The sequence below is a fragment of the bacterium genome, assembly GCA_026416715.1.
Taxonomy (GTDB): Bacteria; UBP4; UBA4092; order JAOAEQ01; family JAOAEQ01; genus JAOAEQ01.
Genome location: JAOAEQ010000020.1, coordinates 22,169 through 35,250, shown reverse-complemented (window position 1 = coordinate 35,250; position 13,082 = coordinate 22,169). Strand labels below are relative to the sequence as shown.

The window sequence follows — 13,082 nt, the reverse complement described above, 5'->3', positions numbered from 1 at the left end:
AACATCCTAATATTCAATCTTTTTAAGGAAATCGGCGCATTGTTCAGGATAAGTTATATTGATATAAATTCCGGTTCCGATTTCAAATCCTGCTGGTGTAGTAAGTTTTAGAATAATGACCATATACCAATGATAATACTTTGCATCTTCATCGCCGACTGGAGCAGAGCGAATGATAAAATTATAATCTGGATTATCTAATCCGAAATAAATTCTAGCTAAAATATCTTTAACGCATCGGGAAAAATCAGCTGTTTCAGATGCTGTAATATACGCAAATGACGCCCGATGTTGTTTCGGCATAATCCGGACTTCAAATGGTGTGCGGGATGCAAAGGGACAATATGCAACGAAATGTTCTGTCTCAAAAATAATCCTATCTTTCAATTGGATTTCTTCTGCGAGCATATCGCAATAGATACAGCGACTGTGTGTATCATGATACCGTACTGCTTGCTCAATCGGATTTCGCACATGTGGTGGAATTATTGGAGTCGCAATAAGTTGCGAATGCGGATGTTCTAATGAAGTCCCAGCTTTAATTCCATGATTCCGAAATAGATTGATAAATCCAATTCGGTCTTCTCGAGCAACGGATAAACTCCGCTCTTTATATGCCTGAATAACATCCTGAACCCCAGCGATATCCATCGTTGCTAACGTAACATTATGGTTGGGCGTTTCAATAATCACTTCTGCTATTCCATACCCGGACATTTTTAGAAACCGACCGACTCTTTCCGGCTTAAACTCTATTCCTTTTTGTACCGCCGCAAATTTATTCGGGACCACTCGAACTGACCAGTTTCCGTTTCGTTCTATGGTTAACGTTGCTGGCGGTGTTTTCGATTCATTTCCTGGGCAGAATGGGCAATCGGTTTTGTAAGGCGGTAATTGCGGTTTCCCCTCAATCTTCTTTTGAAAGTCTTCTGGACGTTTCGCTCGTTCTGTAGCGATAATCACCCATTCATTTGTTGCCATATTTTGTCTGAATTCCGGCATACGTATTTCATCTCCTCTCTAAGAATATTTCTCAATGTAAATCATAGCAAAGAAATCGGGGTTTTTCCATTTTATTTTATTACATTGGTGCAATAATGGATTATTGGATTATTCTATCTTGGTCTATTTGGTGTTGATTTGGAGTATATGGTTTCTTCTAAGCACAAGCAAAAATCATGAATGTTACTTTAAGGATCGTTCAATTAACATCTACCATCAATGAATTAATCCACATCAGCCGGACTTCTGGAAATATTTACCAATGATTATACGTTATGGAATTGCAATTGCCTTCTTGTTGCCCTAGCTATTCTTCGATTCCTATTTCTTTTTGAACCAAAAAGTGTTAAAATATAAGCTTACATAATTGGTTGCTAATCAATACTATCATTATCTAACTTCGGTATGCAAAAAGCGATTAAAATTATCATAATTATCTTCATATTTAGTTTAGCGTTTTTTATCAATTTCCTACTGTTAACCGATAAGGATAGTACCATCATCCAGAAAGTTATAGCCGCCCAGCTTTATCTCTTAGTTATTTTTGGTGCAGCATATTTTTGGGGAGTGACCGGAGCGTTAATTGTTCTCATTGGTGCGGTAGTTAGCCACGGTATCTTACTCTATAAAGAACCTGGCGTTTTAGTTATCCGGCAAGAACCCTGGAACCACCTTTTCCCTGTTGGGTTACTATTGTTTAACGCTATGCTTATCACCGCAATAACAAAATTAATTACTTTGCAAATCCAGGCTAAGTCTGATGTTGCTTTACAACGCCAACTTCAGGAAGACCGTGAACAACTCCGGAAATTAACGCAGACCTGTGAAAACCTAAAAAAAGATTTGTTGCATACTTCATCGTTAATCATTACTGTAGCTAATTTTGCGAAAAAAGTTAATTTAGCGGAATTAGCTGTACCGGAACATGATGAAACAACAAAAGGGAACAAACGGGTATCAGCTATTGTTAATGTCACGATAGAATCGCTAGCTAAATCGCCGAACACCAAGTATTGTGCGGTCTATCTATTTAATCCCCATCTAAATTTACTTGAACGAAAAGGAAGCGCCGGGACTCCGCTCCATGAAGAACCACCTGATAAAATCCCGTTAGGTGAAGGGTTGCTTGGCCGTGTAGCTGAAACTAGACAGACTATGCGATATGAATGGTCATCGAAAGATAGTTGGCAAACTGCCGGTGGTAAAACCTGGTTAACGGAAGTAACGTTTGCGATACCGATTCTATATCAGAATCAGCTGCATGGTGCAATTTATCTAGAAAAAAGCGGAGTCGAATTTCAAGATGAACGGCTTATCTCTGAAACCATAGCTGGGTTTGTCGGGTTAGCATTAGAGAATTCTGCCGTGTTTGGACGTAGTGAACAAATGGCAATTACTGACGGATTAACTAAATTATTTAACCATAATTATTTTATGCTCCGTTTAAATGAGTTTTTCCAAGCAGCGAGACGATATAACAATGCGTTATCAGTAATTATGATTGATATAGACCATTTTAAAGTTTATAATGATACCAATGGTCATCCATTAGGCGATATAGTATTAGAAGAAGTAGCGTATTTAATTAAAAGTAACACCCGCGAAACTGATTTAGCTGCTCGGTATGGCGGAGAAGAATTTGGATTAATTTTACAACAGACGGATTTATCCGGCGCTTGTGTTGTCGCAGAGAAAATCCGAGCGGCAGTAGAATCGCATCGGTTCCATAACGAAGAAAAACAGCCGAACGGAAATTTAACTATTAGTGTAGGTGTTGCAACTTTGACCGAACATACTTCATCTGCTGAACAACTTTTGAAAGATGCTGACGAACAACTCTATATGGCAAAACACTCCGGCCGAAATAAAGTTTGTGCGCAAAGTATCGGATAAGTCAACCGAGTATTAACAACTGACAAGTACCCAAGACTTCAGAGTTAACTTCGTTTTAGTATCAGGTACTTTTTATGAATTCTCACTCTGAAAAACCCATCATTATCCAAAGTGACCGGACGATTTTACTTGAAGTAGATAATCCGCAATATGAACTCGCTCGCGATGAACTAATTCGGTTTGCGGAGCTGGTTAAAAGTCCGGAACATATTCATACATATCGGTTAACACCTCTATCTCTATGGAATGCAGCGGCTGCCGGATATACTGCCAACCAGATTCTCGAACGACTTGCTCAATATAGTCGGTATGAAATCCCAGCAAACGTTGCTCGGGATATCATTGAATTTTCGGAACGTTACGGTAAACTTAAACTAATGAATGTTAATGGTCAACTTGCAATATGTTCAGCTGACCCATATTTAATTCAAGAAATCTGGCATCAAAAATCCGTTCAACCTTTTGTTACAAAATTACTCGATAAAAATACTATTCTCACCAAACCGCAGTTTCGTGGACATATCAAACAGGCGTTAATCAAACTCGGATTTCCGGTAGAGGATTTAGCTGGGTATATCACCGGAGATCCACTTAAAATAAGCTTAAAAAAAACAACGCAAACTGGAAAACCTTTTACCTTACGACACTATCAACAAGAAGCGGTTGATATTTTTTATGCGAATGGCTCGGTGGCTGGTGGTAGTGGTGTAATCGTGTTACCGTGTGGTGCTGGGAAAACTATTGTTGGACTCGGAATAATTGCCAAACTTCAATGCGCAACATTAATTTTAGCAACGAATGTTGTTGCAGTTCGCCAATGGTTAACAGAAATTTTAGATAAAACCGATATATCGCCAGATTTAATCGGTGAATATTCTGGTGAAATTAAAGAAATTAAACCGATAACCGTTGCTACTTATCAGATTTTGATCTACCGGCCGAATACCGCAAGTGATTTCCCGCATTTTAGTCTATTTAACAAAAAAAATTGGGGCTTAATTATTTATGATGAAGTGCATTTATTACCAGCACCGGTTTTTCGCATCACAGCAGAAATTCAAGCGCGACGTAGATTAGGATTAACCGCAACCTTGGTTCGGGAAGATGGCAAAGAAGACGACGTTTTCAGTTTAATCGGTCCGAAACGATATGACGTCCCCTGGAAAGAATTAGAGAAACAGGGTTGGATTGCTACCGCTGAATGTCATGAAATCCGATTAAATCTGCCAGAACATCTTCGGCTAGAGTATGCGATAGCGGATTCGCGAACGAAATTTCGCATTGCCTCAGAAAATCCGATGAAAGAACCACTGGTCAAGAAGTTGGTTGCGCGCCATAACAATGACCAGATTTTAATTATTGGTCAATATATTCAACAATTAGAACATTTTGCAAAAGAACTCAATGCGCCAATTATAACTGGTCAAACACCGAATGATGAACGAGAAAAACTTTATGCTGAGTTCAGAGCGGGAACGATTAAGTTATTAGTTGTATCGAAAGTAGCGAATTTTGCAATTGATTTACCGGATGCAAATGTCGCTATACAAATTTCCGGTACCTTCGGTTCTCGTCAGGAAGAAGCACAACGGCTCGGTCGTATTCTTCGACCGAAATTAGATGGTACTATCGCACATTTTTATTCAATTATCACTCGCGATACCAAAGAACAGGATTATGCAGCTAATCGTCAATTATTTTTAACTGAGCAAGGATATAAGTATACAATTTTAGACGCAAATGAAATAGAATAACCTATTTAATCACCGAATATTGAAAAAACAATACTTTAATTATTTTGGGAATATATCGAAACGACTTTGTTAATTAGTTATGAATCTCATTGATTGCCTGACGGTAGCGCCGATAGAATTTTTACAGTCAATTGCATCGTATCTCGGTGCAACGGTAAAATTCAACTCGAAATCAGATTTAATTCGGCAAATATCCATTCGATTACGGAATCCGAAGATTCTCGCTGAACTCATCGCTGGATTTAATGCAGAAACAAAACTAGCGCTCCGGTTAATGGTTTATCTCGGAGGCATCGCTGGATTACCAGTTCAACAATTACATCAGAGACTACTCGAACGAGTTCAAACGAATCTATTAACCCCAGAACAAATCATTCAACCTTTAATAGCTCATGGACTCGTTTATACCGGTTCAACAAAATCGCAGCATATCCCACGATATTTGATTCCTCAAGATATCCGGATAATATTAATCCCGATTTTAACCGCCGATATACAATCGCATTTAATCGCGGTTCCACAAAATGAAATTTACGGAGTGCAATTAGTTCAAACGTGGTCGATACTGCGCGATACGTTCAGTTTTCTTTCGTATGTAAGACGAACCCCGCCGGTATTGTCCAAGGAAACGCGCTTGTTTAAAAAGACTATTCAGGAAATCGAACGGCTGTTTGAAGTTAACGATAAACTTCCTTATCCTAAAGACGATTACCCAACTCGATTGAAATTAATTCTAAATTTCTGTCGGAGCGCGCAGTTCATCATCTCGGATAATCTAACCTGGCAAGTTAATGAACAATCGATATCTCATTGGTTTAGCTTAACAAAACTCGAGCAGTTAAAATCACTATATTTTTCTTGGATTAAGAATCACTTTTCAACCTTACCAGAATCAAGTGTCATTTTATCTATTCTCGCCGGATTGCCGGTATCAACTTGGATATCGATATCTTCTCTATTTGAGGTCGCGCGATTAATAATGCCAGATCAGCAATGGGAAAAATCTTATCGTGCAGAAATCAACTCGTATCTATTTCCTGGATTATTTCATCTTGGGTTCATTGCCTTGGGAAAACATAAAATATCCAACGAATCGCTCCTTGCGCTCACTGAGCTCGGTAAACATCTCCTTCTACCTGAAGGGAAACTGCCGATATGCGAACATAAACCCACGCTAATTTTACAGCCGAACTTTGAAATACTCCTTGATTCGAATTGTCCTTTGCAGATTCGGTGGGAAATAGAATTATTTGCTGACCCGATTAAAGTTGACCGGTATATAACTTTGCGATTAAATAAACGGAGTGTACACCGAGCACTCGAAGCGGAATATACCATAAAAAAGATTTTACGAATTCTACAATCACTTTCAGAAAAACCGCTACCCCAAAATGTAGTGTATACTCTTGAAGAATGGGAAAAACAATATGGAAAAATTTATTTCGCTGAGGTATTCCTGCTTCGTTGCGATAATGAACTTTTAGCGAAAGAAATCCAATCCTCAGTGAAATTTAAACCATATATACTTGGTGTAGTTTCACCAAAAGATTTAATTATTAATAGAAAACAATATCAGAAATTGGTTCAGCTGCTAAAAGAGGAAGGATATCTACCGAAAGCAAAAATTCAAAAATTTTAACTACCGATATGAATGGAAAAACGGAAAAAAATTAATAACTAAAAACTGTTGATGTTTCCTCCGGCATTCTTTCGTCCATTCATACTTCCGTTATCCTGCGGCGAGTATTGCCTGGTGTAAATCCAACTGCCCGTCATAAATCGCTTTACCAACGATGGCTCCGATAAGATTTGGACAGCCGAGTTGTTTGAGATTTTGAATATCATTAATAGTAGCAATCCCGCCGGATGCAATAACTGATATTCCAACATTACACGCAATATGTTTTATTGCAGCTAAATTTGGACCTTCCAGCATACCATCTTTACTAATATCCGTATAAATTATGGTTTTAACCCCGCTGTTTTCCATTCGTTTCGCTAAATCCAGTGCCGGTATATCGGTTTTCTCAAGCCATCCTTTAATCATCACACGACCGTGCCGCGCATCAATTCCAACCGCAATTTTCTCACCAAATCGATTACATGCTTCTTCCACCATTGCCGCATAAGAATACGCTATTGTCCCTAACACGACGCGCTGAATTCCTAACGATAATACTTGTTTAATACTAGCTAAATCGCGGATCCCGCCTCCGAGTTCAACCGGAATAGTTACAGCGTTAACAATGCGAACAACGGTATCTAAATTTTTCAAAGAACCGGTTTTGGCGCCATCTAAATCGACAATATGCAACCATTTCGCCCCAGCGGATTCCCATCGTTTCGCAACCGATACCGGGTCATCGGAATACACGGTTTTCCGGGAATATTCCCCTTGTTGCAATCGGACGCATTGTCCCTCGAGGATATCTATCGCAGGAATAATTTGCATTGGTTACAATGATTTAAGCGGTTTGAAGTTGATGGCAATTAGCTACCTACAACATATCTATTTGAACCCGCATAAATCCGCAGGTATCATCGTTTATTTAAGTGTAGCGAAATTCGCGAGAATTTGCAACCCGATTTTCTGGCTTTTTTCCGGATGAAATTGGGTCGCAAAAATGTTATCTTTCCAAATCATGGACGTAAATGCTATCCCATACTCTGTGGTGGTTGCGATAACTGTATTGTCCTCCGGAATAACATAATAGGAATGCACAAAATAGACATATGCATTATCCGGGACACCCTGCAATAAGGGATTATTGGGTTTCGTTTGTTTAATTTGATTCCAACCGATTTGCGGTACTTTGACCGAATCTGGGAATCGATCAACCCGACCAGGAATAAGATTTAATCCTTGATATCGTCCGCCTTCACTACTCTCGGTAAATAGAAGTTGTAGACCTAAACAAATTCCAAGCAACGGTTTCCCAGTTTGGATTGATTGCATGAGCGGCTCGATAAACCCCGTTTGGTTCAATCCATACATCGCATCTTTAAATGCACCAACTCCAGGAAGCACGATATGCGAAACATTGTTCAACTTATTCGCATCAGAAATAATCTCTGCAGAAAACCCGAGTTTTAGAAACGCTTTCTGCACACTCTGCAAATTACCCATACCATAGTCTATAATTGCTATCATACATACCAAACCCCTACGTTTTACAGTTTATGACTCCGAACTTCGGACTTTGGATTGAGAATTGATTTCATCGTTTCGATTTTATTTTCCTTGTTTAAATAATCTAAAGTAAAGATAATTACGCCGGAAGATGGCTCCGCTAACCCTGCTGTTAATACCTTACTAAATTCCATATTATCTATTGTTTCAGGAATACTACACGCTTGTACTATCGGAACTACCGGTCGATTCGTTAAATCAGCTAAATATTTAGTGATATCGGTTATCCAACCGATTTCGTGCCCGCACATTTTATGATATACCATAGGCGAAAAGATATCGATCTCTTTTGCTAACGCGCGGTAATCCTGTGCGATATATTCAATAATTGCATAGTTGAAATCAACCTCCTGTTCTCGCCAGGGAACACCGAACATTCCCACTACGATTTGCGGGTTTTCCTGCTTAATTACCTTTCGTGCTTGCTGAACGAAACTGGTTATCTGTTGACATCGCCATTTATTCCATTCATCTTTTTTAACGGTCACCAACCATTTTGCCGTATCAACTACGGAAGTTAAATGATTCGGAATTCGAATCCCTGTTTCTTTCTGAAATTTGTTTAAACATACCCGACAAAAACAAGTTCGGTCGAACCGCGGCTGTTTCACTTCCCAATGACACGGATATCGAATAAAATCCAACCAGATACCATCAACCTGATAATTCCTACACAACGTTCTTATCTGGTTCAACTTTTCTTCTCGCAACCAATCTTGATTCGGACATACTCCGGCATACCATTGGTCTTTTTCTAGCGGAATCCCTTTATCAGTAATCGGTCTTGACTCTGGATGTGATTTCCAATATTTTTCTCCGGCGAAAATCGCTATTTCTGCATAAACCGAAATTCTTTGTTTATGCAATGCGGCAACTAACTCCTGATTTTCATATCCGCCAAAAACTGCGGTTATCCCCCAAGATTTTAATTGGTCGGCGACTTGTTCCGGTGTTAACCCTAGAAATTGACTTAAATCAGATTTTAATCCATAAATGGCTTTCATTGGCAACAGCATTTCCCCAAAACCCCTACCCGACATAAAAATTAGCCCAAAAAAGATTAACCATATTATTATAAAATACATCGGGTTACTTTTATTAATTTTTGTTGATTTTGCATGGTTACTATGCATTTAATGAGAACGAATTTGTACTGGCGTAACTACGAACGAGATAATATCTCGTTCGTAGACACTCCACTATTAAATCACAAATACAGGGTTTTTAATTTTCAACCCAAGCAACTTGAATCGCAACATAACTATATATTCATTTATATATTGATTAATAGCTAATTACGGTAACTAATGGAATATGGTCAGATGTAGTTGATGGGATAGTAAACGATTTAATAACCTTAACTTCTTTAGGCACAAAAATATAATCTATTCGTTCAAAAAGATTTCGCGCCGAAAACGTTAACGCTGGATTCCCGACTGATGCCGCAGAATCAATATATCCTGCTGCGAGTATAGGTTTAATAACATCAAATTCTTCTTGATAGGTTCCATCGCGTTTCGCTTTATCCGGGTCGTAATTCATATCTCCCAGCAGAATTTTGATACTGTTCGTTCTATCCTGTTGCATAATTTTCATAATCATTTGAATCTGGTTTACTCGGTCAAGAGCGCTATTATGCTGTAGATGCGTAACATAAATCGAAAATAGCTGTTTTCCGATTTTAATCCGTGCATTTAAACACGCTCGATTCTCATATCCTAGTTGGTTTGGCAAATCGAAATTCCGCACCTGTTTGATCGGATATCGGCTTAGCATCGCATTTCCATATTCTCCATGCGGATTCCCGTTTGTTGTTGTTCGTTTCGCGTTCCCCCATTCGATATATCCGGCGCTACTTCCGATAGCGAGCGGATCAGCATCTATCGTTGAACCGAACGCATAATAGTATCCGGTAAATCCAGCCAATTCTTTGGCTAGATTCAAATAATTAGTTCTTGAATTTGTCGGGGAGCCGAACTGATTATCTACCTCCTGTAGAGCAACGATATCCGGAGTTGCAGATAGAATCGTTTCCGCTACTTTCTTAACATCTTCTCGCGTCGGAATATATTCACCGAACCGATAACCATCTGGAACGCAGATATGAATGTTATAACTCATCAAAGTTAACTGCTTCATGTTCTTCTCCTCGTTCGCAAATGATGAATTTGGTAGGAAATTCAACCCTGATACTACTGATATCATAAACATCGTCGTGGATTTCATATGCTTTTGAAACCCTGCATCTATACGGGGTATATTTTGGAAAGTAGAGTTTTATTTAAGATTAGCTACACTATACTCATAATAGCTTGGGGCATCGAATCCACCAAGTCTAGAATACGCCGAAAATTGTCGCAGCCATTGATAATCCCGTTTCGTTTCCTTCCGGGAACCCATATCCGCATGCGTTTGAATTATAATCGGATATTTCGCTCGGTTCCGAATTCGGGAAACGTACGCGTTTGCATACGCTAAAATAAAATCCGGTTTTAAATCCGGTTGCGTCCAGTCCTGCCAAGCATCTTGTATGGTTATCGCATCCGGTTGAACAACATCAATAATCTTTTCCAAATCCTGCGCTTGATATTCTCGAACCGCATCAAGTTTAATTCGACAATCGGATAAATACATCCCGAACGTTTTAATCCCCGGTCGAGCTTGTTTTGCCGTATCAAACAACTTTTTTGAAAATGCAGTGATGGTATCTATCCGAAACTCAATCCATTGTTCATAAAGGTTCCTATTGTCTGGTTTTGTAAAATAATATTTATTCTTTTCATCGAACATATCGCGCGGATTTACTCCGGTAAATCTCCTGAATTCTTTCACACAACTATCGCATAAACAAGCATAACCGCCTTTCGCTGGATTATCTTCATACGGTCCGCCCCAGACTTCAAACCACGGTTCCGCTAATTGAATCCCGTCATATGGAACCCGACGAAGTGTTCGTTCAATTCGAGCGCACATAAACTTAACAAATTCCGAATGATTCGGACACAAATATACCCGCCAATCATATTTACTCCCACCACTTAATAGCCGTTGTCGCCATTCTGGATGTTGTTCATATGCAGCGAAATCAGTGGTTGGGAATATCTGAAGAACACATCCCAGTCCTTCCTGATGGAATGCAGTAACAATTTCCAGCTGAGTAGCAATCGGGATATCGGTAACGATAACTAGCCGAACCGCAGTAAATCCAAATGATTTGATGTCTTTCGCCCATTCATGCCAAGACTTAGGTTTATAAAATTCGAATAACGGGTCGATACTAATCGTTGGTCCGAATATTCCTAATGAATCAGTAAACCCGAGCTTTTTTATGATTACAGGACTATATACTTGATCTGGCTTAATAATTCGGATTGATTTCAAGTCAGAAGTATCTAGATGTTTATTCTTTACATTCCCTATCAGCTTAAATGCAGTAAATGGTATTATGACTGATTTCTGCGGTTCTAAATCTGTTTTTTGATATTCCCAGATTTCGTTATCGAAATCAACAAGCTGTATTGTTTCAGGTTGATCCATCTCTAGATATATGGCTCTATATCCGCTCGCATCAAGGTTTATCGGATATTCTCGCGTAACTACATTAACCGCTTTCCAATGATATATATTTTGATTTGTTGCAACAACTAAAATATTATTCGATTGACCCATAGTAGTAACTTCTGATATAAAAAGTAATAAAATTACTATAATACTAAATGTTTTTTGCATTAGAGAATTATTTTCTTTAATCCATCGAAACCAAAATAGAATCCAAATCCGATAAGTATTATCCCGCAAATACCTATCATTACACGGTATGCTATGTCATTCATAATTTTCTTTCCCGCCGCAACCGCTGTTGATACTGCGGTATACCAGGCAAAATCGGATGCTATATGACCGAAAAAGAAAAATATCAAACCAAGCATCCCAATGTCCCATGCTTTCAGGATTAATGCTAATCCGATACTCGCCCACCAAATGAACCAATATGGATTTGCGAGACTTGTGATAATTCCGTCAATAATTGACCGGGAAGTATTCTTCGGTTGACTGATCGAAAAAGACAACGTAAGCGATTTCACGTTTCGAATCATTCCAAATCCCATCCAGAGTAGAATTGCGCCGCCGAAAATTCCGATAACTGCAGTAACACTTTTAATAAGCAATAATTTTCCTAATCCAAAGCCAACTGCTAAAACTAACGCGGATTCTAAAATCGCATGACCGAGAACGACTAACGGTCCAGCAATAACTCCCTGTTTCGCAGCGTGACTTATCGTTACGGTAAACATCGGACCTGGCATCATCGCTCCGGACAACCCAATGATAAAAGAACCAAAAAATATCAAGAGTAAATCAGACATACTCTCAAAAACTCCAAAACCTAAATCTAAATTCTATATTTCTCGCAAAAACAACCACTTTTATACAAAAATCATAGTTATATTTTATGGTTGGTTGGAGTTAATTATTGTTAGCTAACTTGCCAGAACGTCTTTAATTTATAATAGTTTTTCTAGTAAGGAAGGGTGTGCGGATGGGATTACCACTGAACTGACTAATAACCCTTGATCTTTCGCATACTGGGAACCAGCTTCAACCGCTGCTCGAACTTCAGCAACCGTCCCGGCTAAGCAGACAAACGATTTCCCGCCAAGTCCGCGCGCGAGTCGGACTTCAATCAATTTTACATTTGCGGCTTTCGCCGCTAAATCTGCTGCAGCAACGGAAGCGGCTATTGAAAATGTTTCAATAATCCCAACCGACTGGATCTCATTTAGGTTAATATCAGTACTTGCGGTTAATGCCGGAAATATATCCGGATGAACATTGGCAATAACTAATTCATCAACTAACTCTTCCCGACCAAGCGCAGCTCCAGCACGAACCGCTGATTCTACCGCCGCCACTTCTCCGCTCACGACAGCAATATATTTCCCAGGACATAATGTTCCTGCAATAATCAAATCTACCGGAGCGGTTTTAACCATCGCATCAGCAGATTCGATTCCTTTCGCAATACTTCTAAACTCTAATAACCCGATAGATTTATGCATAAAATCTAAATAAAAGACGTTAGGTTTAACTATGAATTGTACCATAGATATCAACTAAAGATAAATATATTTTTGCCTAATTCAAAATCAATCAAACATTAGCCTGAAAAGAATTTTTAACTCTAAATGGTTACCAACCGTGTGCTCAGCACCGTTGGAAATTAGTATTGCACAATTCCTTCT

Annotated in this window: 11 protein-coding genes; 3 read left to right on the top strand and 8 right to left on the bottom strand. The window is 39.0% G+C overall.

Annotated elements, in window-relative coordinates; all coding sequences use genetic code 11:
- Positions 1-6 precede the first annotated feature (6 nt).
- Complete coding sequence (galT, locus tag N3A72_09150; GenBank protein ID MCX7919751.1) at positions 7-1,002, bottom strand: galactose-1-phosphate uridylyltransferase; 996 nt, start codon at positions 1,000-1,002, stop codon at positions 7-9.
- 405 nt (positions 1,003-1,407) lie between these two features.
- On the opposite strand from galT, the gene N3A72_09145 reads away from it, so the two are divergent.
- From N3A72_09145 to N3A72_09135, 3 genes are all read left to right on the top strand, one after another.
- Complete coding sequence (locus N3A72_09145) at positions 1,408-2,895, top strand: sensor domain-containing diguanylate cyclase (GenBank protein MCX7919750.1); 1,488 nt, start codon at positions 1,408-1,410, stop codon at positions 2,893-2,895.
- Between the two features lie 74 nt (positions 2,896-2,969).
- The gene (locus tag N3A72_09140; protein ID MCX7919749.1) at positions 2,970-4,649 is read left to right on the top strand and encodes a DEAD/DEAH box helicase; all 1,680 of its coding nucleotides are present in this window, start codon (positions 2,970-2,972) and stop codon (positions 4,647-4,649) included.
- Positions 4,650-4,728: 79 nt separating this feature from the next.
- A complete protein-coding gene (locus N3A72_09135) occupies positions 4,729-6,288 on the top strand; it encodes a helicase-associated domain-containing protein (GenBank protein ID MCX7919748.1) in 1,560 nt (519 codons plus the stop codon).
- A gap of 90 nt (positions 6,289-6,378) precedes the next feature.
- Here N3A72_09135 and hisA read toward each other — a convergent pair whose 3' ends face one another.
- The 7 genes from hisA to N3A72_09100 all read right to left on the bottom strand — a co-directional run bounded on the left by hisA (position 6,379) and on the right by N3A72_09100 (position 12,899).
- The gene (hisA, locus tag N3A72_09130) at positions 6,379-7,101 is read right to left on the bottom strand and encodes a 1-(5-phosphoribosyl)-5-[(5-phosphoribosylamino)methylideneamino]imidazole-4-carboxamide isomerase (protein MCX7919747.1); all 723 of its coding nucleotides are present in this window, start codon (positions 7,099-7,101) and stop codon (positions 6,379-6,381) included.
- Positions 7,102-7,194: 93 nt separating this feature from the next.
- Entirely contained in the window at positions 7,195-7,800 is a 606-nt protein-coding gene (gene hisH, locus N3A72_09125) for an imidazole glycerol phosphate synthase subunit HisH (GenBank protein ID MCX7919746.1), read from the bottom strand.
- A gap of 20 nt (positions 7,801-7,820) precedes the next feature.
- Complete coding sequence (locus N3A72_09120) at positions 7,821-8,879, bottom strand: hypothetical protein (GenBank protein MCX7919745.1); 1,059 nt, start codon at positions 8,877-8,879, stop codon at positions 7,821-7,823.
- A gap of 244 nt (positions 8,880-9,123) precedes the next feature.
- Complete coding sequence (locus tag N3A72_09115) at positions 9,124-9,978, bottom strand: endonuclease/exonuclease/phosphatase family protein (protein ID MCX7919744.1); 855 nt, start codon at positions 9,976-9,978, stop codon at positions 9,124-9,126.
- Between the two features lie 138 nt (positions 9,979-10,116).
- Positions 10,117-11,508 (bottom strand): hypothetical protein, encoded by a 1,392-nt coding sequence (locus N3A72_09110; protein MCX7919743.1) that lies wholly within the window; start codon positions 11,506-11,508, stop codon positions 10,117-10,119.
- A gap of 59 nt (positions 11,509-11,567) precedes the next feature.
- Entirely contained in the window at positions 11,568-12,206 is a 639-nt protein-coding gene (locus N3A72_09105) for a LysE family translocator (GenBank protein ID MCX7919742.1), read from the bottom strand.
- Positions 12,207-12,344: 138 nt separating this feature from the next.
- Positions 12,345-12,899 carry a BMC domain-containing protein gene (locus tag N3A72_09100; GenBank protein ID MCX7919741.1) on the bottom strand — a complete coding sequence of 185 codons (555 nt, stop codon included), beginning with the start codon at positions 12,897-12,899 and terminating at the stop codon, positions 12,345-12,347.
- Positions 12,900-13,082 lie beyond the last annotated feature (183 nt).

What these genes read in the sequence shown, in the direction of transcription:
- hisA (MCX7919747.1), bottom strand. Translation starts at nt 7,101, where the DNA reads ATGCAAATTATTCCTGCGATAGATATCCTCGAGGGACAATGCGTCCGA.
- N3A72_09140 (MCX7919749.1), top strand. Translation starts at nt 2,970, where the DNA reads ATGAATTCTCACTCTGAAAAACCCATCATTATCCAAAGTGACCGGACG.
- hisH (MCX7919746.1), bottom strand. Translation starts at nt 7,800, where the DNA reads ATGATAGCAATTATAGACTATGGTATGGGTAATTTGCAGAGTGTGCAG.
- N3A72_09110 (MCX7919743.1), bottom strand. Translation starts at nt 11,508, where the DNA reads ATGGGTCAATCGAATAATATTTTAGTTGTTGCAACAAATCAAAATATA.
- N3A72_09105 (MCX7919742.1), bottom strand. Translation starts at nt 12,206, where the DNA reads ATGTCTGATTTACTCTTGATATTTTTTGGTTCTTTTATCATTGGGTTG.
- N3A72_09135 (MCX7919748.1), top strand. Translation starts at nt 4,729, where the DNA reads ATGAATCTCATTGATTGCCTGACGGTAGCGCCGATAGAATTTTTACAG.
- N3A72_09120 (MCX7919745.1), bottom strand. Translation starts at nt 8,879, where the DNA reads ATGTCGGGTAGGGGTTTTGGGGAAATGCTGTTGCCAATGAAAGCCATT.
- N3A72_09100 (MCX7919741.1), bottom strand. Translation starts at nt 12,899, where the DNA reads ATGCATAAATCTATCGGGTTATTAGAGTTTAGAAGTATTGCGAAAGGA.
- N3A72_09115 (MCX7919744.1), bottom strand. Translation starts at nt 9,978, where the DNA reads ATGAAGCAGTTAACTTTGATGAGTTATAACATTCATATCTGCGTTCCA.
- galT (MCX7919751.1), bottom strand. Translation starts at nt 1,002, where the DNA reads ATGCCGGAATTCAGACAAAATATGGCAACAAATGAATGGGTGATTATC.
- N3A72_09145 (MCX7919750.1), top strand. Translation starts at nt 1,408, where the DNA reads ATGCAAAAAGCGATTAAAATTATCATAATTATCTTCATATTTAGTTTA.